The following is a 24,943-nucleotide window of genomic DNA, read 5'->3' on the forward strand; positions in this document are numbered from 1 at the left end:
TAATTCAGGATGGCGAAACAATACGATAATGATGCTTCCTCCCAACCGTTAAAATCATATCTTTTTCCCACTTCACAGTTGCGGCAATATCTGTAATTTTCTCGTCATTGATTTTCACGGCACCACTGGAAATACCGTTTTTCGCTAAAGAGCGGCTTGCGTATAATTCATTTTCAACGAGTGTATCAAGCAACTTTTCATGCAGTACTTTCAACACAGGTAATGAGTCCAAGTTGCCTGATTTGTTTTCAAACACTTGCTCTACTGTCTTATGAATTCCTGGCAAAACGTCTGCACCATGCAATAAAGTTGTTACTTCATCTGCAAGTGTTTTCTTTGCTTCATTGATATTGCCTTTCATGATCACAGCAATTTGATCCAACGGTAGTTCTGTAAAAATCTTCAAAAACTTTTCCACATCTTTATCATGTGCATTCCTAAAATATTGCCAAAAATCATATGGTGAGGTTTTGTCTGCATTGAGCCAAATGGCTTTACCTTCACCAGTTTTGCCCATCTTTGTACCAGAGGAGGTGGTGAGCAATGGAATGGTTAAACCATATGCATCTTTGCCTGCAATTTTATGAATGAGTTCAACGCCATTGATGATATTACCCCACTGTTCAGATCCACCAATTTGCAATTTACAATTATGATTTTTAAAGAGGTGATAAAAGTCATATCCCTGTAAAATCATATAGTTAAACTCAAGGAAAGAAATGGGTTTATTGTTATCTAGACGATTCTTCACAAACTCAAATCCAATCATTCTGTTGATCGAAAAATAGCGACCAATTTCTCTTAAGAAATCGATATAATTCAGGCTCTTAATCCAGTCTGCATTGTTCACAATGATCGGATTATCGAGATAAATTCTGTAGGTTTTTTCTAATGACTCTAGATTTTTTTGAATCGTATCTTTGTCTAATAATGGGCGCTCTTTTTCTTTATCTGATGGATCGCCAATTAATGTTGTTGCACCACCTAACAATACAATTGGCTGATGCCCAGCTTTTTCTAATCTGCGCAACATCATAATGCCAATCAAATGCCCTACATGAAGGCTATCTCCTGTAGCGTCAAATCCTTGATATACGGTAACTTTCTCGTTTTCAAACATATGGTCGATGGTTGGCTCATCTGTGGTTTGGTAGACAAACCCACGGTCTTTGAGAGTGGAAAGAAGCTTTGTGTTCATAAATTGGATTTGATAAGTATATATTTTACTTTAACACAATGTGCTAATGATATGTGGAGCTTGCCATTTATCGTTTGCATAAAAAATGATATAATGTAACTGATAAGATTTTTAGGTATATACATGTCTTTCTCAAATCACTTTACTCCTAAACTCATCCTAGCTATCGTTATTTCTTGGGCGCTACCTTTGCTCGCTTGGATTTTGACATGCTTATCACATACCTCCAGCCGATCTTTTTACAAGCCTGGTTTATATGCATTATCTGATGATTATGTGACCCCTGACTCTAGGGAAGAAATATTTAAAAGCCCTGCGGTAGGTAGACACATTATGAACGCATTATCTTTAGAAGATGCCTTAAAAGCAACATCAAATCCGACCATGCGAGAACTTTTTATATATAGCAAACATATGAGTGAAGCTGAAGAATCCTACGTAAACTCTATTATGCACAACAGACCTATTTCCGAAAAAACCAAAAATGTATTAAGCGTTGCAGATACAAAGCGCTCTCAAGGAAATATCGTGCACACTTTAAAGCAGCGATTAGGCGATAAGCCACTATTGCGAAAAACACTTTTACCAAAATGGTTAGAGGAGTATTTTGAAGGCCAGAAACTTTCTTCAAGCATAGACCCAAGAATTAAAGAGTATATGAGGGCCGATTATATCTACCTCCCAAAACCAGAAATCCAACCTATTCCAGAAAAAACAGATACACAAACAGATCAGGAATATCGCGATGTTGCAGAATCTATCGAAAGAAGCAATATAGACGCGCAAAAAACACTTGCTCGAAAGCTTTTAGAAGCGCAGCAAGCTATTATTCAAGAAGCGCAAGAAAAATATACTATTTTTGAATCGCAACTAAAATATGTTGACGAGATAGAACAAAAACTTAACGCTTCTGAAACACAGGAAGATGCGCTTAACTTTATAAAAGAAAAATATAATATTTTACCTACAACACAGTATCTTGTCATATCAGATGATGATTTAATGTATCAACTACGCAAGCTAGAAATTGAATATATATTTAAACAACGTCCAGATTTAACCCTTGTATTATATTTTTACGAGAAAGAGATTGAGCTTGGTCGCAGCGACCTCCCTCCCTCTGTTAAAAAATTGCATGTGATAGGCTCTAATGTCGAGGAAGTGAGATCTTACTTTTTGACTCATTGTCAATTTTTAGAGGAATTTGATGGATCTAGATTGACGAATCTTAAGGAGGTTGGCGGTGAATTTCTGGCTAATTGCCGATCTTTAAAGCGGTTTAATGGCTCTGACTGGTTTAACCTTGAAAGAATTTGGAAGAACTTTCTCTTTGCCTGTCCGTCTTTAGAGTATTTTAATGGATCTGGATGGACCAGCCTTAAAAAGATTGGGGAAAATTATCTATCTAAATGCAACTCTCTTAAGAAGTTTGACTCCTTCGATTGGATAAGTCTTGAAACGATTGATCATTACTTTCTGGCTTATTGCACCGCTTTAGAGTCCTTTGATGGATCTGGATGGATCAATATTAAAAAAATTGGGTCGTATTTTCTATCTCAATCCAAATCCTTAAAACGCTTTCGAAGCTCTGACTGGAGAAATCTTAAAACCATCGGGTGCTGTTTTCTATCTGACTGCACTTCTTTAGAATATTTTGATATCTCTGATTGTAAAAACCTTACGTCTGTTGATAATCGTGGTTTTTTGAAAGGCGTAGCGCCCACAACCCTTCAACAAATTTTACTACCAATAGAACAAAACCATCCGTACCAGCATGGTATTCTTTTTGCGTTAAAAGAAAATGGCTTTGAAGAACAAATTAAATTTCTAGATAAACCTTCTTCCTATCGTTAAATGAATGAATCTGTTGATAAATTACAGCATAAAAGTAAACTTAGAACCTGCAACAAAGTATTTTGAGCGCGTCTTCAAAATTTATTTTATAAATGCTGTTGCGTTCCACTAAAAAATCCCTTAAAAATAGCCTAGATTATTGTCAAAATTAACCATTTGGAAATAATTCAAAACCATATACTAAAGAAAAAATATTGCATCTAAAAAAACCATGGGGACTACACAAATTTCGACCGAAGAGGCGCAATTTCAAGACATCGCAGACTGCTTAGAGCAAGACAAATTCCGAATATTCCCCACGTATAGTCGACCTGGTTTCAAAAAAATTCAAAAAACAGATTACTCTTCCTTTTTTAAGAAAGCTGATGAAGCCTATCTTGAACTCGTTGCACTGCGCGAAAGATTAGATAATCCAATACTAAAAGAACGCGTTCAAAAATTAATTGATAAGATTCTATTTCAAAAAAAGGTGTATGCTGACAAAGTTGTTTACACCGTTCACCGCAATCCTGAACGGCCTTTCAAAAAAGTGTGTCTCATGTTGCATGGCATGCTAGATTCTGCTGAAAATTTTGCTACTCTTGCGCCAGATGTAGATGATGTTTTGTATGTTGTGCCACAAGGATTTAAAGTGTGTTATCCCCTACCAGGCCCATTACCCCTAGCGTGGAATTATCAATGGTTTTCCTTGGGGGCTGGCTCAATTTTCAGGCCTAATCCTATCACGATTAAGGAAGGCCTTGAAGAAAATCGCCCCTTTTTAATGCAATGGCTAGATGATCTCGCGATGCTTGTAGGTGGATATGAAAATGTTATGGTGTGCGGATTTTCACAAGGTGCTGTTGTGGCTCTTGATCTGCTTACACAAAATCGCGCGCTATCTAAAGTGATATCTGTTGCAGGCGGCATGCATCCCCACATTCCTTTGGAATTACCACAAACAGAAAAGAGAGTGTTATTAATTCACTGCCCAAAAGATCGCATTGTGCCATTTTCTTTATCCAAAGATTCTGAAAGACGTCTGATAGATTTAGGTGCAAAAGTACATTTTAGAAAACCCATCAAACATGGGCATTTGGTTTTCACAGATACGTTTGGTCAGGTATGTATGAGACATTTTATTAAAGGGGAGAAATTACCACATTGACATGCAGCGTGCACGCCATCACGAGGGAAAGTCCCGTGGTGATCCACTTCCTGGATTGCCACGCGTTCTAATGAACGCTCGCAATGACGGACTCAGAAACGTCATCACGAGGAGCGCAGCGACGTGGTGATCCATGGCCACACTACGCTCGCCATGACGACACTCCACGCGTGAGATTAAAACCCTTCTTCAGCTGAAACTCGTTTACCTTCATCTTCTCCCATAGAGGCGCCAAAATATTCAAAAATTTCACTGATACCAAAATATTTTGTCACTAAGAACAATACAGCCATTAATCCTGAAACGATGAGCCCCATAACCCACAATAATTTTGTTTCCATATGTATCCTATATAAAATATCATTTTATGTTTTATTATATCTATAAATGAATTTATTTTACAATAAGGTGTGAATATTTTTTAATAAAAAAGGCGCAGGGTATCGTATTGCTGGATTGCCACACGTTCTAACGAACGCTCGCAATGACGGCGGCTCGTCATCACGAACCTTGCGAAGCAAGGTGTGGTGATCCATGATGGATGGCCACGACCCTAAAGGGTCTCGCCATGACGGCGTAAACGTCATCACGAGGAGCGAAGCGATGTGGTGATCCATGAAGATGATGCGCTATTTCATCCAAGTCAATCCAACTGCCACATTGTGGGAGCTAAAGGATTGTGCAGCATAGTAGTGTGTTGTTTTTTCTTTATCATCAGAAAACTCATCACCACCCCATGTGTAGTTATAAAAATACTTCAAGCTCATGCGCGTATTTTTACCCACAGCATAATTGATACCAAAACCAACTGGCACAGAGTTTAAGCTTTTGATATCTTTATGAAGATCATGGTCTGTTGCATACACGTTGCGTGTATGTCTGATTCCAACCAACGCAAATACGCCGATATTCTCTTTCAACATGTATGTTGGCTCAATGGAAAGTTGTCCAAACATTCCAGGCTTAAAGTATGCGCTTTGTTGTTTAAATGTCTTGCCAAATGATCCAACAAAATGGAAATGGATGTTTTCTCTGAATTTCACATTCCATCCAAAATCAGCTTGCACTGAAATACCTGCTGTTGCATATTGATTCACAACACTTTCCATTTCTTCAACATCAGCCCAAAGCCCCGCTTTTCTTCCTTTTTCAAAGAGTGCAATTGTTTGCGCATCAGACGTTGCATAAAAGATTTTTTGCGTTAAAGCGGCGGAAGGTTTTGTGCCTGGCTTTAATTTTTCAAATTCTGCTGCTAAAGCGTCATCCTTTAATACTGCCTTAAGAACATTCGTTCTTAAAGTTTTATCATGTGTTGTAATTTCAGCATCTATCTGCGCTTTCATCATTTGCCCTATGCCATTTATCGCACCAAATGCTCTAAGATCCCTGATCATAGCTACAAGAATTGGGTATTTCGCTCTAGCTGTTGCGTCAATCACAGAGCCCATATCCTGCAATTTATCATCTTCTGGCGCTTCTAATTCTTTTCTCTCAGCTTCTGACAAAGCTTTCTCATGTTTGAAACCAAAAAGTTTCGTGAAATTTGCTCCTGTAACTGTAACTCCAACTGTAAGATTGGCATCTAAAAACAAGAACATGTGTTTAGGTTTAAATTATCTACAGTGTCATTATAACATAGAAATATGTTTTTTTGTAGGAAGTGCGCAGAAACGTCATTACGAACTGATTCATAATAGATTGCCACGCGCTCTAGCGAACGCTCGCAATGACGGGCTCAGAGCCGTCATCACGAGGAGCGTATAACTCTCGTCATCAAGAGGAGCGTATAACTCTCGTCATCACGAGGAGCGCAGCGACGTGGTGATCCAGTGATGGCCACGCTTCGCTCGCCATGACGAATCTACATAACAGTCAAATCCAATATATGCAGCGTCAACTGCAACTGCCCCATCCACTCATTGGAAGAAAGGCGCACAATAATCTCAACAGGTGTGTTTTTCTCCAGCATTTCTAAATCTGTACTCAAGTATTTATATTGAAAATCAAAACACATACCCTTCATTGTCCGACCGTTTTGATCTCGGAAAATACCTTTAAAATGACGCCCTTTCAGAATATCAAATGACTCTAAAATCACATTCTTAATTCTAAAGACCGGCTCAGGATTTTTGTGACCAAATGGCTCAAGCTTCGCCATATCTTGGACCAACTCATGGGAAAAAAACTCAAAAGACTCGAGCTCCACATCAACATCATGCGTCTTTTCTGGAATCTCCAGCTCTTTGGTTTTGTGAATCAAAAACTCATGAAATGGCTCAAGCTGATCAAAAGTAAGCTTGAATCCAAAGGCACAAGCATGCCCACCGCCACCTAGAATAATCTCTTGTTTTGTTGCTTCTGAAATATGATCCAACACAGAAAAATTATCGGGCGAACGCCCAGATCCAATACCTAAAGCATTCTCATTGAACCCAACAATAAGAGCAGGCTTGTGATAAATATCCTTAATACGCCCTGCAACGACACCAATCACACCTGGGTGCCAATGCTGCTGCCCAAGCAGCAACACGTTATTTCGATTTAAATTCTTGCGCTCAATTTCCTCAATGGCTTCATCCAAAATTGTCTGCTGAATATCTTTGCGTTCCGTATTAAGCTTGTTAAGTTCTGTTGCATGTAAAATCGCTTCTGTCTGACAGTTTGTAGATAAAATTTTATATCCAAAATCTGAACGGCCTGTGCGGCCACCAGCATTAATACGAGGTCCGATATGAAACCCAAAATGTTCAGATTTAATTTCCCCCTCGATGCCAGAAATAGATGATAATGCGGTGATTCCATGGTTTTGTTGTAAATTTGCAACCTTCAAACCCTGTTTGACTATTGCGCGATTTAATCCAAGTAACGGCATAATATCACATACAGTCCCAAGCGCCACCAAATCAAGATTCTGCAGCAAAATATTTTTATGGCCTGGGAATTTTTTTACCAAAACCGTGATAAATAAAAATGTTACCCCTGCTGCGCATAGGTTTTTAAATGATACATCAACATCTGCGTGTGCATTCGGATTCACAATAATTGCATGTTCACATAAAGGATCATGAGATACGTGATGATCCAAGACAATGAGATCTAACCCTAGACCTTTAGCATATTCCAGCACCTCTATAGCCTGTGTTCCACAGTCTACAAAAACAACTAGATCAACACCTTTGTCTTTGAAATAATCCATCGCCTGCTTGTTAGGACCATACCCCTCTGTCAAACGATTGGGAATATACACTTCAAACGGCACATCTTTAAAAACACGCATCAAAAGCGCCACACTTGTGCCGCCATCCACATCATAATCACCAAAGATGCCTATTTTTTGTTTATTCTCTAGCGCTTCTATAAAGCGATCTGCCGCTTCTCGCATATTAGGAATTTCCAACGGATCCCGCATGGTATCTTTAAGCTTTGGATCTAAAAATGACTCTATATCTGTGATGTTGCGCTTTTCTAGAATTTGAGACAAAATCGGCGTCATAAGGACTAGGCGCTTTTTTCTTTATGATACGCTTTTTCGGCTTCAACGTCGATCGTCACCATGAGGAGCGAAGCGACCTGGTGATCCATGGATGGCCACGCATTCTTACGAATGCTCGCAATGACGACCCTGAAAATCATTGACTTTTTTACGTTTTTTTGATAAAATATAGATGCAGTGAATAACAAGTATAAACACACCATCTTGAAATTTGTGCCTATCGTCATCACGAGGGACGTAGTCCTGTGGTGATCCAATATGGATGGCCACGCTACGCTCGCCATGACGACAACACACTTATTCAAATGACGTGCAACAATTTCACTGAAACGACATAAGGAGACATACAATGATTAATGCATGCGGTTGCGGCAAAAAGAAGCCAATCATTCAACCAGGATCATAAGATCACCCCATCATGGCGAGTCCGTCAGAGCTTTAGCGAAGACGGCGTGGCCATCCATATTGGATCACCACAGGACTTCGTCCCTCGTGATGACGGGCCTGACAATTCAATTATGCAGAGCGTTTATACTTTGCAACATCAGCCTTATTAAACAAATCAAGTAAAAGCATATGAGACACACTCTTAAGTGTCGGATCTTTTTCAAGAATATCTTTTGCGATAACATTCGCTTCAGACAACAACTCTTGTTGCAAACGTTTTGCACGCGGATCTTCAATAGAAAAATCTGCAAAGTGGTATTTTGGTAAACCAGCTTGACGCGTTCCAAGAAGCTCGCCACCACCTCTTAATTTCAAATCTTCCTCAGCGATATAGAATCCATCACTTGATTCGCGCATAATTTCAAGGCGTCGTTGCGCAACGCCACCAAGCTTGTCGCCATACATTAAAATACATGTCGAAGCATCATCACCACGACCAACACGACCGCGCAATTGGTGCAACTGTGCCAAACCAAATCGCTCCGCATGCTCAATGATCATCAATGTTGCTTTTGGAACGTCTACACCCACTTCAACTACAGTTGTTGTCACAAGAATATCAATATTGCCTCGTGCAAACTGATCCATGATCACTTCTTTATCCAAACTCTTCAACCGACCGTGAATCATCGCTACGCGCTTTTGAAAGATCTGAGACAAATGCTCAAAACGATCTGTAACAGCAGCAATATCTAAATTTTCAGATTCTTCAATCAATGGACATACCCAATAAATCTTCTGATCACGCTCCAAGAATCGTTTCATCCCTTCAACAACATCATCTAATCTATTTACGCTGATCAGTTTTGTTTTGATTTCTTGACGACCCTTTGGTTTTTCGCGGATAAATGAAACGTCCATTTCACCATAACTCGCCATCATCAAAGTTCTTGGAATCGGCGTCGCTGTCATGGTAAGAATATGCGTGTTACGACCTTTTTGGCTCAAAGCTAATCTTTGTTCCACACCGAAACGATGTTGTTCGTCGATTGTTACAAATGCCAAACGTTTGAATTTCACATTATCTCGGATAATGGCATGCGTTCCAATGAGGATGTTGATGCGCCCACTCATCAAACCATCCAGAATATTTTGACGCGCTTTACCTTTTTCACGACTTGTGAGAATCTCCACATTCACACCCAAGGCGCTTACATATTTTTGCAGTGACACATAGTGTTGACGTGCTAAGATTTCAGTTGGCGCCAAAATCGCCGCTTGATATCCTGCTTCAACCGCCTGCAACATTGCCATAATTGCAACCACAGTTTTACCAGAACCAACGTCACCTTGTAGTAAGCGCAACATTGGCGTATTACGCAATAAATCTCTCTCGATTTCGTCATACACACCTAACTGCGCATCTGTTAATTTAAATGGCAAAGCTTTTTTGAAAGAATTCACCAAACGTCGCTTATGTTTTAAAATCGCACCACGAACTTGCACGTGATGACGACGCGTAATTTGCAAACTCAATTGTTGCGCCAAAAATTCATCAAACACCAAACGCATTTTTGCCGGGTGAAAGAAGGACAGTTCTTTTTTAGAAATTGGGTTGTGCAATAAACTTACACTTTGGTGGAAGGATGGAAAACGATATTTTTCTAGAGTTTCTTTTGTGTGCCATTCCGGCAGTCGTGGCAAAAATGGCAACGCCTTGTGTACCGCACCACGCACCATAGTCTGCGTCACGCCTGAAGTTAAAGGATAAACAGCTTCCGTGCCAATCCAATGATTCAAGGTTTCCATACCGCCCACATGATCCGGATGAATCATTTGCCAGATACGCTGGTTGGGATCATAATCAATTTTCCCACTCACAACAATACGCGCGCCTGATGGCGCAATTTTGGTAAGATAGTGTTTAGATGTGTTGAAATACAACAGCTCCAATTTATCATTGCTATCTGTGCATACAACCTTCGCTGGTTTTTTCAACGCATGACTTGGCACATGAAATGACACTTCAACAATAATCGTCACATATGTGCCGGGTGTGCATTCTTTCAGATGGGTCTTTTTTTGACGGTCATTAATGTTGTAAGGCAAATGCCATAAAATATCAATGACACGATCACCCATCAACTTGCGAAATAAGTTTTTTCTTCTAGGGGAAATGTCGGATAAAACACTGATATCATCTAAAACACTGATGGTCTGACGCGATGTAACTGAAGACAATTTTCTGAACTAAACTACCACTTTCGCTTTCAGTATAAAGTGAAAATAAAAAATGGTCTAGCGATAAATAAAAAATAATTTGCGAAAGATTGAGAGGGTTTTAAAAAAAATAGAAACGTGTTAATGTCTCCTTCATCACACTCCGTCATTGCGAGCGCTCATTAGAGCGCGCAGCAATCCATACTGGATCACCACGTCCCTACGCTCCTCGCGATGACGTTATGCACGGAGCAATGTCATTGCGAGCGTTCTTTAGAATGCGTGGCAATCTATTATGCTAGCTCCTCATGATGACAACTTTTTATGATATAATGAATTATAAGACATCCAACATTCCAGATAATGGCGCATCCTTTAAGTAATTATGATTGGGACTGGTTGTGGGTTGCATTCTTTTTTTGTTTAGCAATAAGTGTGCTGGGATGGTGGTATATAACCTACCCTGAAGTGGATGATAAAATTGGCGTGCTCGAGATGGAGATTTACTGATCATCTCCTGAAACTAACGAAGCAGCAGCCGCTCCAGTTTCAACAACACAGGATTCTGGACCATAAAATCCAGCGTCTATGAGGAGGTTTCTCATCAGCTTTTTCTCATACCTATCATTGAAGCGTAATTTTTCAGCTTCACTTTTTCCGTCTTTTCCGTGTTTGGGGTGTAAAGGGCGTGTTATAAATACATCTGGTTTATCTTTGTGACGTATAACGAATGTGTTTTTTTCTCCCTTAAACCAACCCGTTTGTACGCAATTGTCACTTAATACTTTTAGTAAATCACTAAACTGTTGAAATGTTAAATAGCCAATAGCTTCATCAGCATTACCAAATATCAAACGTATAGCATTGTAAGTTTTTTGAGAGACGGTTTTTGGTTTTGAGGGTTTATAACAGTCTGCGATTTTTCTCTTATTTTCTTCTTTCCAACGCTCTTTTTTTGCTCTTATTAATTGCACTTTTTCTTTCCAACTTAATGCTACTTCGACACCCTCGTCATCAGAAACAGCACTCAGATCACTTTGTGCATCATCTTGAACCATGTCATCATAGAGCTCATCTATCGCTTCTTGATCTGCGTCTGAAATATGAGATGCTGCGTCATGATCTGAATCTGAGACATCTTCTTGATCTTGTATAACATCAAATGCCTCAAATCGTTGCAAGTGCGTATGCATATGAGCCATAGGCAAAAGATAATATCGGATGCGAGCTTTTGTTTCAGAAGAACCTTCTTTCGTTAACGCGCTCTCCCATGCACGAAAAGCACAATTGTATCTCCCTGACATGAAGTTAACACGTCCACACTCCTCTAACGTTTCGGCTGTTTGCGGACACTTTCTTAATAATATTTCTCTTGCTTCATCAAATCTTCCATTTTGAGTATACGCTTGCGCCAAATGCAAATTCGCCATTTGTGACAACGCTTTATCAGTTGTATGGCTAGAGTATTCAACACTTTTCTGCGCAGCCTCAGCAGCTTGCACATTCTCACCTTTTAATACATGAACTGAAGATTTGAGCATAAAAATTCTCGCCACAGAATTATAAAAATATATTGCTTTACCTTCTAGCTCATCTAATGCTTGCGCACAATACCTTTCAAACTTTTCAAACTCACGAGTATCTCTTAAATTATTGAGCAAGTTCGCATAAACACAAAACTTCTGAATCACACCCACTTCTTCAGAAGAACTTACTAGTGATAGAGGTGGTACCGAATATTCTTTTAGATAAAGCTCATAATATTTTGCTGCCTTAGCAAAATTACGTCTTGCAATATATTCATTGCCAAGTTTATATAAACATTTTAAGAGAGTCTCTGTATCTTGTGAAGATTTTACAGGTTGAGTCATCAGCTTTCTTACAACCTCTTCACGCAAACTCAATACTTTATCAGGATCAGTGCAACTATCTGCTTGCGCAGCAAGTGCTAAAACGTCCCCTTGCATTTCTGCATACTCTCTAAAAAAATTCGCCCAAAGTGTTGGGGTGCCTTTAACTTGAGACAAACCAAAAATACCTCTTGCAAAATTTGGAGCATCCTGATCATGAAATCCTGAAAAACAAATATACTGACAAAATAACGTATCAAAAACACCTACTGTTGCATGCTCTTGGGTCTTAAATTCAACAAAAGAATCCTTAGACTGCATTTGCGCAAATTGCTGAGCAAGCTGTCTATTTGAAAACATATACTCAAGCCTTTCCCTAGACATGCTCAATATTTTAGGAAATCTAGAAATACAAAAATCTTTTAATTTGCCAATATCTCCTGCATTTTCAAAAAGCCCTTTTACAAAATCCAAAATTGCGTGACTTATATATCCCTCAGGCATTTTATCTGAAGCAAACGCTTTCATCTCATCTGTAGCATCTGGCATATGAAATAGTTCTATCAATCTTGGATCTATACCTACGGTCATGCGACCATTTTTTTTCTCATAAGTTTCCTTTGCCCATTTATACTGACTTTTTACTGCTTCAAATGGGGTTAAGCCTAAAGCTTCTCCTGAGGATAAATATAGTTCTGCCTCACTATGCATTGCGGAAAAATATTTTCTCGCATAACAACCTAATAAACTTTCATAGCGCATCTGCGCTGTTGGCGCTGGACCCTGAGCACCATAGAATTGGAGACAAGCAAAAGAGCAAGAGGAAACACTAGAAGGAACTGTTGATGCCGCAGCCCCGCATAAATTCCAAAACAAAAACATACTTAATCTATTTTATTTGTCGCGTTCTTAATTTATAGGAAAATTCGGGGGATGTTTCAAGTGAAAACGTCATCACGAATCCGCCGTAGCTTTAGCGAAGGCGAGATGTGGTGATCCATTTTTGGATTACCACGCATTCTAACGAATGCTCGCAATGACGGGCTCAGAGCCGTCATCACGAAGGGCAACTATGGATGGCCACGCTTCGCTCACCATGACGACACATACTGTTCAAAATGAAGAATTATTAAGCCACCGCAGAGACTTTGCGAATAAACCTATGAGCTAACTTTTTGATGCCAGAGCGATCAAACTTCACATATACACCAAATGGATCCACGTCCATCACATCACCATCACCATATTGATCACTTGTGACACGCTCACCAATAATAAATTCATCACCACCTTTGGCGCTTGTGATTTCGATTCCATTTGGGTTGTAGTGATGAATGTGCCCTTCAGGCAACTCTTTGATAAAACGAGACAAAATGTTGCTCTGCCAAGACTGGTAGTAACGACGTTGCATCGCGTAAGAAATCCATACCTGCTTCTTACCACGACTAATACCAACGTATGCCAGTCGACGTTCTTCTTCTAGACCTTTTTCTCCAGATTCAGACAAAGCGCGTTGATGTGGAAACAAACCTTCTTCCCAGCCTGGTAAATAGACATACGGGAATTCTAAGCCTTTTGCTGCATGCAATGTCATAATTTGCACACCTTCTTTGGTCATGTTGTTGCTTTCAATCATCACAGCAACGTAATCCAAGAAAGACTCCAGATCTTTAAAATCTTCTGCTACACGCATAAACTCTTTCAGGTTTTCCACACGCCCTTGCGCTTCAGATGTTCTATCACTTTGCCAATGGTGTAAATATCCAGATTGCTCCAAAACGGCTTTTACCAACTCAGAGAATGGCTTGGTTTTTGACATATTCTTCCAGTGCTCAATTTTCATAAAGAAATCTTTCAACGCACGCTTTGCGCTTTGAACGCCTGGCATTTCACAATATCTCATGCACGCTTCTGAAAATGACACATTCTCAGCTTTTGCAATGGCATGTGCTTTTTTGATACTCGTTAAACCAACGCCTCTTTTTGGCGCGTTCAAGATACGCTCAAATGCAATAGAGTCATCTTTTTGATGAATGATACGCAAATACGCAATTGCATCTTTGATTTCCATACGATCATAAAACTTCGTGCTACCCACGATGTAATATGGAATCTTCAACTTCATCAAACGCTCTTCAAACTCACGCGTTTGAAAAGAAGCCCTTACCAAAATCGCCATATCGTTATAGTTTGCGCCAGCATTAGCTATTTTTACCATGTTGTCGCATACCAACTTAGCTTCATCATCTGCATCCCATGCAGCTTGCACGATAATTTTTCTATCATTTGTAATACTAGAGCGAAGATTTTTGCCCATTCGGTTTTTATTGTGGCTCACCAGATGCGATGCCGCTTTTACGATATGCTGTGAAGAACGATAATTTTCTTCCAAACGAATAGTTTTGCAACCCTCAAAATCACGCTCAAATCGCAAAATATTATCGATCTCAGCACCACGCCAACCATAAATGGATTGATCTTCATCTCCAACGCAGAAAACGTTCTTATCACGCCCTGCTAACAACTTTAGCCATATATATTGGGCTGTATTTGTATCTTGATACTCATCCACCATGATGTATTTAAATTGATCCTGAATTTCTTTCAAGGCGTCAGGATAATCTTTGAACAACTTAATGCAATACGTCAGCAAATCCCCAAAATCAAAGGCATTGCTAATCTTTAATCTATTTTGATACGCCGTATAAATACCCACATATCTATCTGAAGGATCAAGATCATTCGCAAGATATCCTTTATCCTTCCACTTGTTAATGCAAGCAATAATCTTCTTTGCATTCTCCTTCTCTTCTGGAAAATCTGCAGAAATAATTTGTTTGATCAACTTTGTTTGATCGTCTTGATCAATAATTGAGAATGAACTGTCAAACCCCAAAACATCCGCATATTTTCTTAAAATACGCGTACAAATAGAGTGAAATGTTCCAATATAACTATTGGTTACAGGCGCGCCTGTTAATCTCGCGAGGCGCTCTTTCATTTCACGTGCAGCCTTGTTCGTAAATGTAACAAGGATAATGTTATCTAATGTTGCATGACCGTTTTTAATTAACGCATCAACACGCTCAATTAAAACTTTAGTTTTTCCGGTTCCTGCGCCCGCTAATACAAGACATGGTCCGTCAACATGCGCAACTGCTGCACTTTGCTGTTCATTCAATGTGGTCATTCGCCCTTATATTCCAAATCCCTTAAATTTCTTGTTAAACTTCGCAACTTGGCCTGCTGTATCAACCAATGTACTTGTTCCTCCAACCCAAGCTGGGTGTTTTTTTGGATCAACTTCAAGTTTCAAAGTGTCACCTGGCTTACCCCAAGTGGATTTTGTTTTGAATGTTGTGCCATCCGTCATCTCAACTGTAATTTCATGATAATCTGGATGCTCTGTCTTTTTTGCCATTGCTCTACTTTCTAGACTTTATATAAACTATTTTTAATAAATAATTGGTTACAAATCAAGTCTTTTTTTTCAACCGAGGGGTGAAAATGCGGGAAATTTTTATTTTTTATACTATTTTTGTAATAAATGTTGGGTAAAAAATCATCGAATACCGTCATGGTGAATAAAGCGTGGCCATCCACATTATGGATCACCACGTCGCTGCGCTCCTCGTGATGACGACTCTCAGACGTATTCAGATAAATCCAACTGACTCAGACACTTCACTTGTATCCATCCTGTGTGTCAACATCGCACTGGATATCCTGCACCAACTGTACACATGGCACATAACCTATAAATTTCTTGATAATTATGGACTCTATTCCAGAATTGTCAAGACAATTACGGAATTGGCTCCAGAATTGTCATGTATCATAAACGAACATAGTAAGCCCCCTCATTCTGAGAGCTTTAGGTCGAAGCATCCTCCTCAGTTAGAGTCAAGGAGATCCTTCGCTGTGCTCAGGATGACGGAGGTCTTTAAAAGTGCTTTTAAAAGTACTAAAATAAGATAGATGAACTAAATCTATACACAAAATGGTAGAAAAAATCTATTCAGAACACACAGCAAGTATTTCAGAACTTAAGAAAAGCCCTATGGATACGGTAAACGCTGGAGAAGGTGAATCTGTAGCAATTTTGAATCGCAATCACCCTGTTTTCTATTGTGTGCCAGCTAAAATGTATGCAAAACTTCTTGAAACTTTGGAAAATGCTGAACTTTTAACGTTGGCAAAGCAAAGATCAAATGATCCGAGTGAAGAAGTTTTGCTCGATGACTTATAAGCTTTATTTCATACAAAAGGCACGGAAAGAATGGAATCAATTGGATACATCTACTCAAGAGCAATTCAAAAAGAAAATTGCAGAACGTTTAAAGCATCCACATATTTTAAAAGACAGACTTGCAACTAAAGAACAGTTTTATAAAATTAAACTACGAAATCTTGGTTATAGACTTGTGTATGAAGTGATTGACCAGCAGTTCGTTGTGAAAGTGATTGTTATTGCAAAACGCGATAAAAGTTATGTTTATAAACTTATGCGCAAAAGGGTAGAAATATGAAACTGCAATCAAATCTGTTATCCTACCAATAAATACCACCACCCACACAAACGCATGGCAAAAGTTGTGACATTTGGATGTAGATTAAATACGTATGAATCGCAGGTGATTAAAGACCTGGTAGATGAAGAAAATGTGATCATTTTTAATACATGTGGCGTGACAAAAAAAGCCTCTAAGCAAGCGCGACAAGCGATAAGAAAAGCACGCAAAGAAAATCCTGATGCCAGGATTGTAGTGACAGGGTGTGATGCGCAGATTGATCCAAGTAAGTATGCAGACATGCAAGAAGTGGATCAGATTATTGGGAATGAGCATAAATTTGATCGTGAAAGCTATCAAAAGACAGATCGCATTTTTGTTTCTGACATTATGAAAGTCAAAGAAATGACACCACATTTGGTAGCATCATTTGATGGCAAAGTGCGGGCATTTATTGAAATTCAAAATGGGTGTAACCACCGCTGTACATTTTGTACAATCCCATATGGTCGTGGTCGATCACGAAGTGCGCCACTGCAAATGATTGTAAACCAAATCAAGTTACTCATGGAAAACGGGTATAAAGAGTTTGTGCTGACAGGTGTGGATATCACACATTATGGGTTTGACTTGCCAGGTCGCCCCCGATTGGGTCAAACCATCAAACGGTTGTTCAATTTATTACCAGATTTGAAACGACTGCGTTTGTCATCTTTGGATCCAAGTGAAATGGATGAAGAACTGTGGAATCTGATTAAAACAGATCCTCGTTTGTTACCGCACTTTCACTTAAGCTTACAAGCTGGTGATGATACGATTCTCAAGCGCATGGCGCGCCGCCATTTAAGATCTCATGTGTTTGAATTCTTAGAGTTTGTGAAACAGCATCGCCCTATGGCGACCATTGGTGCCGATATTATTGTAGGCTTCCCAACCGAAACAGATGAGATGTTTGAGCATTCTGTGGGACTGTATGAACAGCTCGATATGCTGCACGTCTTCCCATTCTCCGCGCATGAAAACACACCCGCATTCAAAATGCCGCAAGTAGATAGTCGTGTAATTAAAGAACGTGCAAAAATTATGCAAGGTGTGCGCCAAGATTGTATGGATCGATTGTTGAAACGATGGGTTGGAAAAACAGATAACGTGTTGATTGAGAGAATCCAAAATGACGTTGCATACGGGAAAACGGATCACTTTATGGCGGTGAAATTTAAAGCAACGGACGGGATGAAGGTGGGAGACGTTTTGATATACCGTCATTGAGAACATTCGTCAGAATGCGTGGCAATCCATGGATCACCACACCTTGTTTCACAAGGTTCGTGATGACGATAAATTACACGCCCCTCGTGATGACGATGAGTTGTGCACGCCGTAATGACAACTCGCATCAAACAGCTATATAAGAGTTCCAGTCACAGACAACGTAACCGCTGAACTAGCCGTGGTAAGCGTTGCAGCCGGATTCACAGGGAAGTACCAACAAATAGAACCTGCGGCATTATTTGTACCATCACTCCAGCTATCAACCATCGCAATCTCTGCTGTTGTAGGAGCTGCACTGCCAGCAGATGTATGACTTGCAATTTCATTCGCCAACAACGTTCCAGCAGTTGCTTTTCCTGTTGAACCATTTAAATCATCAATAACTTTTCCAATCGCTTTAGTAAAAACACATGCTTTGATCACAATAAAATTATCCGCGTCTGTTAAATTGCTCAACGGAATACTTATGGGAGCAGACATGCCATTGATATTACCAAAATAATTCTCAGGGGCAGTAGTTGGACAATCAAGTGTTACCTGCGGTACTGGGCTTGTTTTTGTTACTGTTGTATCACCTTCTGTTGTTGCTGCTGCATGCCAAAATGTTCCTTGATATTGCGTCACACCACCCACCAACTTATGCAACTCAATTGCAATTGCGCTGACACAAAAATCATCTATCGCAGATACAGTAATGCTAAGATCTATCGACATTTTATTCTCAATAAAGACACCTATGTTCTCATTATATAATATGTTTTTTTGCGTTAAATGATTATGGGAGAATTTTGGTGTTTTTTTGTTTGGTGTGCTTGCTTTATAAAGAAACGCCATCCTGAGCGAACACAACAATCGTCATATTGATAGAAAAATATAAGAACAACGACCGTCATGGCGAGCGCGCCGTAGCTTTAGCAAAGAAAGGCGGCGTGGCCATCTATGTTTTTCTGGATCACAACGCCTTGCCACGCAAGGCTCGTGATGACGACTCTGAGTACGTCATGGCGAGATCCTTTAGGGTCGTGGCCATCCATAATGGATCACCACGTCGCTACACTCCTCGTGATGACGTCTGCGCATATTTAATTCGTGGGGATGAATCAGCTCATGATGACATCTGCAAATAACTTCACCAAAATCACACCCAAAATAACAGCACCAATATTAATCAAATAATAGATGAATGCATTTAGTGCAGATTTTCTATTGCCTTTTGCCAAGAAAAATCCAGTTGCCGCAGTTACTGGCACTAGAGACAAAACAATCTGACTGCCTGCAAAGGCAATCGTATCTTCATATAAAAATCCATAACCTGCCACCAATCCAGCAGCAAGCGCCACCAACACTTCTCTACCACCATAATTTTCCCGAGAAGACAGCTCCAGGGTACTTTGCGTTTTATCTTCAGGTAGAAGTTTCACTAAAAGATAAGGAACAAAAAAACTCAAAAAAGTACTGATGACTAGCGCTAATAAACTATCAAACCATAAAGTGAGGTCACCTGTAACGATCGCAAAACCTTGCACAAGCCCAAGGGTTGTTAAAGGTGCAATCAACATCGAGCCAATGATAATAGCAGGAGAATTAATGAGCAATCCTACGGTTGAAGCAATAGATGATGTGAAAACCAAAAACAAAAAACGAGAATTGATGATGCCATTATCAGCTGCATTTTCAATTAAAGCGTTTGGATGGATGGTTTTGCCAAATAGCTCCAATGAGGTAAATGCTTGTCTTATACACTTAAATGATATCATGGATTTATTTGGTATGCACTTCGTAATCGTCATGACGAGAGCTCAACAAACTCTGTCATTCTGAGTGAAGCGAAGAATCTTTTCACAGAAAAGCTCAAGAAGATCCCTCGCTTCGCTCAGGATGACCACCACCCCTTCAACTTCTCAGAACCCAGCGCTATACTAAAAATAAAATAACAAAAAAATGCGTATATTATATCATCAAGCCTTATGTCCATTTTCTCGAAAAATTCGGTTTATGCTAGCGGAAAAAAAGCTTGATTTCACATTAAAACTTGAGCCCTTTTGGGAAAAGCGCGAAGAATTATTTGAACTGAATCATGCTATGGAAATCCCTGTTTTTGTGGATTTGTCAGGGCAAGTTGTGTCAGATAGCCATGCCATTACCGAATACATCAATGAAGTATATGAAAATCCGAATTTGATTGGAACATCTCCTAAGGAACGGGCAGAAGTCAGACGACTCATGTATTGGTTTGATTTAAAGTTTGCACGCGAAGTGTCTATGCCATTTCTGGAAGAGAAACACTTCAACTATTGCAAAAAAATCAACACCGTAAATTCTGCACGTTTACGTAAAGCCTCACAGGCTTTGTTGATGCATTTGGACTATATTGGCTGGCTATGCGAACGGCGCAACTTCTTGGCAGGAGATCATTTCTCAATGGCTGACATTGCTGCCGCTGCACACATTTCTGCCTTAGATTATCTAGGCCTTATACCATTTGACCATAATTACGATATGAAAACCTGGTATATGCGCATCAAATCCCGCCCAACCTTTAAGGAATTCCTTAAAGATAAAGTACCTCAAGTTAAACCGTTTGAACGGTACGCGTTGTTGGATTTTTAGCGTCATCCTCATGGACCGCGTCTTATTATGGATCACCACGCAGCTCAGCTCCTCGTGATGACGAGCCGCCGTCATTGAGAACATTCGTCAGAATGCGTGGCCATCCATAATGGATCACCACGGGACTTCGTCCCTCGTGATGACAACTCTGAGTACGTCATGGCGAGACCCTTTAGGGTCGTGGCCATCCATAATGGATCACCACGGGACTTCGTCCCTCGTGATGACGTAAAGTTTTATACACTTCGTGATGACGCTATTCAAGGCGCCGCACCAAAACCCAACCCTCCTGAGCGAATCAAAACGCCGATCGATCCTTTGACGCGCATACGTGAACTCACGCCTAAAGAAACTTTGTCATCAAGCCCTGTAGGGATTTCAAGACCTTTTTTAAAGGTCCAAGGATTCATCCCAAAAAACGATGAATCCACATCTTCTCTTGCGAATATTTTATAATTTCCGTGCTGCACATCATTGATTCCAAATTGAACAGCTCCGACAATATAAAAGTCTTTTTTCACCTCATATTGCCCTTCAAAACCTACAAATTTATACAAGGGCGTAAATGTCGGATGCACACTTTGTGCCTCATAAGCCAAATACACATCAGCCCATGTTTCGTCTCTGGGAATGGTATATTTTTCATGTCTGGATTGTGTCTTAACTTTCATATCGTGTATTCTTGCCTTTTGAATGCCAAAAATAACGGAAAACACAAACCGATCCATCAATTCATATCCAGCTGCAAACCTTAATTCTCCTATTTCTTGGACATGCGAAGCCCCAAAAAGAGAAAGGCTTAAACCTGCTTGCGCTTTTGTATAAAATTTATTCTTCGTAAATGATATACCAATAACGGGGGAAAGCATCATTTTCTTCGAATTCGGCGCATAAAATATAAAATCATATTGATTATTAAGCGCCTTTAGATTGTAATTTATGTCCATTTCCCCCGCTGAAAAGGCCATAAACCAATCTAATCCTTGTAAACTCATTATTGTAATATATATGTATCTATTGTTACGTTGTTATTTTACCATACTTTACGTAAAAAATCAAGTTTTATATTTTTATTTTACTTGTCAATACTTGACTTTTATGTATTTCTGTTATCTTGAGATCTTTAGATCAAAGGATCTTCCCGAGTGTATCTGAAGAAGATCCTTCTCCTTCATTTCACTCATGGTCAGGATGACGGCGTGTAAGGTTAACCATTTCTTCACTTTTATCTGCTTTTACTGTTGTTGAAGGTAGTGTTATACAACAACATGCAGGATCTTAAAAAACGTGCATATGAACAGGCTCGTCATGAGGAAGCAGAGCTTATTCAAGATTGGAAAAATCATCAAGATCCTAAAGCCTTAGAGAAATTGTTTGAAAATCACAAACGCTTTGTAAACTTTATTGCGCTTGGCTATAGAGGCTATGGCCTGCCCTTGGATGACTTAAAGTCTGAAGGATATATTGGCATGATGCATGCTTTGAAACATTTTGATGTAGAAAAAGGCTTCCGATTTCACACATATGCCTACTGGTGGATCAAGGCGATGATCAATGACTATATTTTGGCCAATATTTCCCTGGTTCGCATGGTGAAAAACGCCGATCAAAAGAAATTGTTCTTCAATTTGGCCAAAATGAAACATAAATACAAAGAATTATCTCCAGAAAATATCACAAAAGTCGCAAAAGAACTTAATGTACCTGAACATGAAGTGATATATATGCATCAACGCATGCAAAAAGACGCATCATTACATGCCAAAATCAAAGCTGATGATGAGTCTGAATGGATCGACTGGTTGGAAGATAAACGTGAGCAACCAGACCAAAAAATGATGAAAAATGATGAGCTTAAACACCGCAGAAAGGCTATTTCAAGTGCTATGGGGTCTTTGAGTCGCAGAGAATATGATATTTTCGTAAAACGTCGCATTCATGAACCGCCTATCAGCTTGAGCGAATTGGCAAAAGAATATGATATTTCTAAGGAACGTGTGCGACAGATTGAGCACGGGGCGTTTGAAAAGATTAAGAAGAATGTGGTGTATGCTTAAAACTATTTTGGCGTAACGATAAGCACAGTCCAATGGTAACCCTAAAGAAATCATAAGATAGTTTAATCTTAATGTGTTGTAGGATGATACCCTATGCATCCGTTTTAGAAAATGTTGTATATTGGAAACTTTTGAAAGACATACCGTCTTCTCAGGTATCGCATCCTGAAAAGCATTTTTTTCTATTTTTGTCTCATCTGAAAATTTAAGGTTTGAAAAATATGGACAACTTTCAAAAATACACTGCTCAAATGCTTGCTCTTCCATCACAACATCATCTTTGAGTGTTAATCCTTTCATGAAGGTTGCCCTCAAAAATACCCATTTTCCTATAATCTTCACATTGGGTAAATTCACATCCTCTTTAAAGATTGCTCCATGAAATGCACCCCCTTCCAACACAACATCACTATATAGTTTTATCCCTTTAGTGAAGGTTGCCCCGCGAAATGCCCATTTTCCTATCCTCTTCACATTGGATAAATCCAACTTCGATCCAAGTGTTTTGTCTTTAAAAGCATCCACACCTATCTCTTTCACATTCCCTGCTAATACAAATGTTGCTTTTGTTTCAGGAAGATCAAACCCTTGCGTTAAAACTTCATCTTTGCAATGTATGACAAATGTTACATCGGGACATTCATTAGACACAGTTTCAATGTTAACTTTGTGATCTTGGAGATCTTGTGGAGTTATGAGGATATGAGAGTTTGGCTTTAAGCCAAACCTATAGTTGATGGGTTTGCCTTCTTGCTCAAAATCAATCTCATCCAATGTTTTATACTCCTGCGCATATGCTTGACAAAACTGCCTTGCTACATCTTCAATATGTGTTTTATGAACATAAAGCACATCATCAGGAAACTTATGTGCAATGATCATTTGCATCTTACGCACCACAGGATTATCTGTTGTTAGAGTGTTGATGTTAATAAAATCCTCTTGTGTAGCAAAAAAAGCTGAGGACGAACCCTCTTTACGAGCCCAGAAGAAGTCTAACTTTTCTAAGAACTTATCATTACCTTTAAAGAATATACTTATCATACGTTCTAAAGCTTGTAGTGAAAGAAACTCTAGAAAGTGATCAAATCTTTGATACTCTCTAGCAAGGGCAAGAGAGGCAAAAACCATATTACGGTGTTTTGCATTAAATAATAGAGACGCTATTCTCTCATCTTCTGGTATGTAGGCTAAAGCCTGACCTAACATCTGAAGCCCTGTTGTGGGTCTAGGATCAAGAGGCTCTACAATCGATCCAATAGCTCGAAACCTTTCTTTAGCCGCAGAGGTATCAGCGGCTGCAGCAGCTGCTGCACCAACGGGAGCATCACATGCTTCTTGTGAACCCTGAGCCACCTGTTCTTGAGCTTGGGAGTGTTGCCCAGAAAGCGGGGCAGGTGAATGCGCATAGATTGCCTTCGCAGGAGATGTTGCATTTAGGTGATAAAAAGCATGTATTTTGATATATAATTTAGGCTTTGGCTTAACTATAGGGAGAAAAAAAGGAAAGAGCAAAATACATTCTGGATACTAGACAGCCACCAATCAAGACAACACCCAATTAACCAAATCTTAACACTCACACCCCTCCTTACAGCAGAATAAGCAACACCCAACACTATGCTGTTTAACTTTTACCTTCAACCCTTCCTTGGTATGGGAGATCAAACCTCTAACACACAAGAATTTGAGCGCGTTTATACAAAAGATAAATTAGCCTCTGGCATCAACCGCGCCTATCGCGTCTTAGGGAAATACAGAAAAACACATATGCAAGAGTTCCATATTTTGGTGATGATTTTATATGATTTGAATATGAGCAATTTTCGCGTAAGAGAGTGGCAAGACATGAGCCCGGTTGATAAGCTCTTGAAGTATGATTTACCTCTCACGTATATGGACCCATCCGACCCGATGATTGAAGAATTTATGCGTATGAGCAAGGAGTATTCCAAAATTCATCTTGTTTTGCTAGATCCTAAATCTACAGATAAAGAGATTGAAAAAGAGTGGAAGGCGTATTGCAAAAGATTCCAAGAGAAAAAAGGTATGATGCACCATATCAGAGCTAACCTCATGAAAGCCTTTAAAATAAATAACCAAGAATTGGATCGTTGGATTATGCATAAAGTTCATGCGTTTGTGTATTTTGAAAAAAGCTTTTGGGCAAAACATAAAAACACACCACGTGTGAAAAATCTCGCACATGCGATGATCGCCCTACATAACGACAATATCGAAGAAGCAACAGATTACTTTGAGTTGTATAAGAGGGATGAATATGAGCGTCTGCCAAAGCGTAAATTTGATAATGAAAATGACAACTGTCGTGGGTGAATTTTAA

21 protein-coding genes are annotated in these 24,943 nt (G+C 39.5%); 9 read left to right on the forward strand and 12 right to left on the reverse strand.

The features are described from left to right. Positions 1-4: 4 nt before the first annotated feature. Positions 5-1,198: a tyrosine--tRNA ligase gene (locus H6850_01520; protein USO02650.1), complete on the reverse strand. Its 1,194-nt coding sequence runs from the start codon at positions 1,196-1,198 to the stop codon at positions 5-7. A 123-nt stretch (positions 1,199-1,321) separates the two neighbouring features. Between H6850_01520 and H6850_01525 the strand changes: the two genes are divergently transcribed. Further along, complete coding sequence (locus tag H6850_01525; protein ID USO02651.1) at positions 1,322-3,052, forward strand: leucine-rich repeat protein; 1,731 nt, start codon at positions 1,322-1,324, stop codon at positions 3,050-3,052. Between the two features lie 211 nt (positions 3,053-3,263). Next, positions 3,264-4,199: a hypothetical protein gene (locus tag H6850_01530; protein ID USO02652.1), complete on the forward strand. Its 936-nt coding sequence runs from the start codon at positions 3,264-3,266 to the stop codon at positions 4,197-4,199. A gap of 176 nt (positions 4,200-4,375) precedes the next feature. Here the strand turns inward: H6850_01530 and H6850_01535 are convergent, their stop codons facing one another. From H6850_01535 to recG, 4 genes are all read right to left on the reverse strand, one after another. Further along, positions 4,376-4,540, reverse strand: a complete 165-nt coding sequence (locus H6850_01535; protein ID USO02653.1) for a hypothetical protein — start codon at positions 4,538-4,540, stop codon at positions 4,376-4,378. 288 nt (positions 4,541-4,828) lie between these two features. Next, positions 4,829-5,797: a hypothetical protein gene (locus H6850_01540; protein ID USO02654.1), complete on the reverse strand. Its 969-nt coding sequence runs from the start codon at positions 5,795-5,797 to the stop codon at positions 4,829-4,831. 263 nt (positions 5,798-6,060) lie between these two features. Beyond that, a complete protein-coding gene (recJ, locus tag H6850_01545) occupies positions 6,061-7,692 on the reverse strand; it encodes a single-stranded-DNA-specific exonuclease RecJ (GenBank protein USO02655.1) in 1,632 nt (543 codons plus the stop codon). Between the two features lie 516 nt (positions 7,693-8,208). Beyond that, positions 8,209-10,320 carry an ATP-dependent DNA helicase RecG gene (recG, locus tag H6850_01550; GenBank protein USO02656.1) on the reverse strand — a complete coding sequence of 704 codons (2,112 nt, stop codon included), beginning with the start codon at positions 10,318-10,320 and terminating at the stop codon, positions 8,209-8,211. A gap of 342 nt (positions 10,321-10,662) precedes the next feature. Between recG and H6850_01555 the strand changes: the two genes are divergently transcribed. Further along, on the forward strand, positions 10,663-10,809 hold the full coding sequence (locus tag H6850_01555; protein USO02657.1) for a hypothetical protein: 147 nt from the start codon (positions 10,663-10,665) through the stop codon (positions 10,807-10,809). Here H6850_01555 and H6850_01560 read toward each other — a convergent pair. The 3 genes from H6850_01560 to rpmE form a co-directional block, all read right to left on the reverse strand. Next, entirely contained in the window at positions 10,803-13,031 is a 2,229-nt protein-coding gene (locus H6850_01560) for a tetratricopeptide repeat protein (GenBank protein ID USO02658.1), read from the reverse strand. The two genes, H6850_01555 and H6850_01560, sit on opposite strands and share 7 nt — an antisense overlap. A 247-nt stretch (positions 13,032-13,278) precedes the next feature. Continuing rightward, a complete protein-coding gene (locus H6850_01565; GenBank protein USO02659.1) occupies positions 13,279-15,339 on the reverse strand; it encodes a UvrD-helicase domain-containing protein in 2,061 nt (686 codons plus the stop codon). 6 nt (positions 15,340-15,345) lie between these two features. Further along, complete coding sequence (rpmE, locus tag H6850_01570; GenBank protein USO02660.1) at positions 15,346-15,570, reverse strand: 50S ribosomal protein L31; 225 nt, start codon at positions 15,568-15,570, stop codon at positions 15,346-15,348. Positions 15,571-16,149: 579 nt separating this feature from the next. Between rpmE and H6850_01575 the strand changes: the two genes are divergently transcribed. From H6850_01575 to mtaB, 3 genes are read left to right on the forward strand one after another with little or no spacing between them, the layout of a single operon-like run. Continuing rightward, the gene (locus H6850_01575) at positions 16,150-16,398 is read left to right on the forward strand and encodes a type II toxin-antitoxin system Phd/YefM family antitoxin (GenBank protein USO02661.1); all 249 of its coding nucleotides are present in this window, start codon (positions 16,150-16,152) and stop codon (positions 16,396-16,398) included. Beyond that, entirely contained in the window at positions 16,388-16,678 is a 291-nt protein-coding gene (locus H6850_01580; GenBank protein ID USO02662.1) for a type II toxin-antitoxin system RelE/ParE family toxin, read from the forward strand. The genes H6850_01575 and H6850_01580 overlap by 11 nt, the downstream gene beginning before the upstream one ends. Positions 16,679-16,732: 54 nt before the next feature. Continuing rightward, a complete protein-coding gene (gene mtaB, locus H6850_01585; protein ID USO02663.1) occupies positions 16,733-17,929 on the forward strand; it encodes a tRNA (N(6)-L-threonylcarbamoyladenosine(37)-C(2))-methylthiotransferase MtaB in 1,197 nt (398 codons plus the stop codon). 135 nt (positions 17,930-18,064) lie between these two features. Here mtaB and H6850_01590 read toward each other — a convergent pair whose 3' ends face one another. Then, positions 18,065-18,646 carry a hypothetical protein gene (locus H6850_01590; GenBank protein USO02664.1) on the reverse strand — a complete coding sequence of 194 codons (582 nt, stop codon included), beginning with the start codon at positions 18,644-18,646 and terminating at the stop codon, positions 18,065-18,067. Positions 18,647-18,792: 146 nt separating this feature from the next. On the opposite strand from H6850_01590, the gene H6850_01595 reads away from it, so the two are divergent. Beyond that, positions 18,793-19,059 (forward strand): hypothetical protein, encoded by a 267-nt coding sequence (locus tag H6850_01595; protein ID USO02665.1) that lies wholly within the window; start codon positions 18,793-18,795, stop codon positions 19,057-19,059. On the opposite strand, the gene H6850_01600 is transcribed toward H6850_01595, so the two are convergent. Further along, a complete protein-coding gene (locus H6850_01600) occupies positions 19,033-19,722 on the reverse strand; it encodes a DUF389 domain-containing protein (protein USO02666.1) in 690 nt (229 codons plus the stop codon). The two genes, H6850_01595 and H6850_01600, sit on opposite strands and share 27 nt — an antisense overlap. 151 nt (positions 19,723-19,873) lie before the next feature. Here H6850_01600 and H6850_01605 point away from each other — a divergent pair, with 151 nt between their 5' ends. Continuing rightward, positions 19,874-20,542: a glutathione S-transferase family protein gene (locus H6850_01605; GenBank protein ID USO02667.1), complete on the forward strand. Its 669-nt coding sequence runs from the start codon at positions 19,874-19,876 to the stop codon at positions 20,540-20,542. Positions 20,543-20,802: 260 nt separating this feature from the next. Here H6850_01605 and H6850_01610 read toward each other — a convergent pair whose 3' ends face one another. Together H6850_01610 and H6850_01615 are read right to left on the reverse strand one after the other, a co-directional pair. Beyond that, positions 20,803-21,537: a hypothetical protein gene (locus H6850_01610; protein USO02668.1), complete on the reverse strand. Its 735-nt coding sequence runs from the start codon at positions 21,535-21,537 to the stop codon at positions 20,803-20,805. Between the two features lie 882 nt (positions 21,538-22,419). After that, a complete protein-coding gene (locus H6850_01615) occupies positions 22,420-24,114 on the reverse strand; it encodes a leucine-rich repeat protein (protein ID USO02669.1) in 1,695 nt (564 codons plus the stop codon). Positions 24,115-24,219: 105 nt separating this feature from the next. Between H6850_01615 and H6850_01620 the strand changes: the two genes are divergently transcribed. Next, on the forward strand, positions 24,220-24,936 hold the full coding sequence (locus H6850_01620; protein ID USO02670.1) for a hypothetical protein: 717 nt from the start codon (positions 24,220-24,222) through the stop codon (positions 24,934-24,936). Positions 24,937-24,943: the final 7 nt, after the last annotated feature.

This window comes from Alphaproteobacteria bacterium (assembly GCA_023898745.1).
In the GTDB taxonomy this organism is placed as follows: Bacteria; Pseudomonadota; Alphaproteobacteria.

Excerpts from the sequence above, each read along its gene's own strand:
- H6850_01620 (USO02670.1), top strand. The coding sequence starts at position 24,220 with ATGCTGTTTAACTTTTACCTTCAACCCTTCCTTGGTATGGGAGATCAA.
- rpmE (USO02660.1), bottom strand. The coding sequence starts at position 15,570 with ATGGCAAAAAAGACAGAGCATCCAGATTATCATGAAATTACAGTTGAG.
- H6850_01605 (USO02667.1), top strand. The coding sequence starts at position 19,874 with ATGCGTATATTATATCATCAAGCCTTATGTCCATTTTCTCGAAAAATT.
- H6850_01580 (USO02662.1), top strand. The coding sequence starts at position 16,388 with ATGACTTATAAGCTTTATTTCATACAAAAGGCACGGAAAGAATGGAAT.
- H6850_01540 (USO02654.1), bottom strand. The coding sequence starts at position 5,797 with ATGTTCTTGTTTTTAGATGCCAATCTTACAGTTGGAGTTACAGTTACA.
- H6850_01555 (USO02657.1), top strand. The coding sequence starts at position 10,663 with ATGGCGCATCCTTTAAGTAATTATGATTGGGACTGGTTGTGGGTTGCA.
- H6850_01590 (USO02664.1), bottom strand. The coding sequence starts at position 18,646 with ATGTCGATAGATCTTAGCATTACTGTATCTGCGATAGATGATTTTTGT.
- mtaB (USO02663.1), top strand. The coding sequence starts at position 16,733 with ATGGCAAAAGTTGTGACATTTGGATGTAGATTAAATACGTATGAATCG.
- H6850_01600 (USO02666.1), bottom strand. The coding sequence starts at position 19,722 with ATGACGATTACGAAGTGCATACCAAATAAATCCATGATATCATTTAAG.
- H6850_01565 (USO02659.1), bottom strand. The coding sequence starts at position 15,339 with ATGACCACATTGAATGAACAGCAAAGTGCAGCAGTTGCGCATGTTGAC.
- H6850_01610 (USO02668.1), bottom strand. The coding sequence starts at position 21,537 with ATGAGTTTACAAGGATTAGATTGGTTTATGGCCTTTTCAGCGGGGGAA.
- H6850_01530 (USO02652.1), top strand. The coding sequence starts at position 3,264 with ATGGGGACTACACAAATTTCGACCGAAGAGGCGCAATTTCAAGACATC.
- H6850_01575 (USO02661.1), top strand. The coding sequence starts at position 16,150 with ATGGTAGAAAAAATCTATTCAGAACACACAGCAAGTATTTCAGAACTT.
- H6850_01525 (USO02651.1), top strand. The coding sequence starts at position 1,322 with ATGTCTTTCTCAAATCACTTTACTCCTAAACTCATCCTAGCTATCGTT.
- H6850_01520 (USO02650.1), bottom strand. The coding sequence starts at position 1,198 with ATGAACACAAAGCTTCTTTCCACTCTCAAAGACCGTGGGTTTGTCTAC.
- H6850_01535 (USO02653.1), bottom strand. The coding sequence starts at position 4,540 with ATGGAAACAAAATTATTGTGGGTTATGGGGCTCATCGTTTCAGGATTA.
- recJ (USO02655.1), bottom strand. The coding sequence starts at position 7,692 with ATGACGCCGATTTTGTCTCAAATTCTAGAAAAGCGCAACATCACAGAT.
- H6850_01560 (USO02658.1), bottom strand. The coding sequence starts at position 13,031 with ATGTTTTTGTTTTGGAATTTATGCGGGGCTGCGGCATCAACAGTTCCT.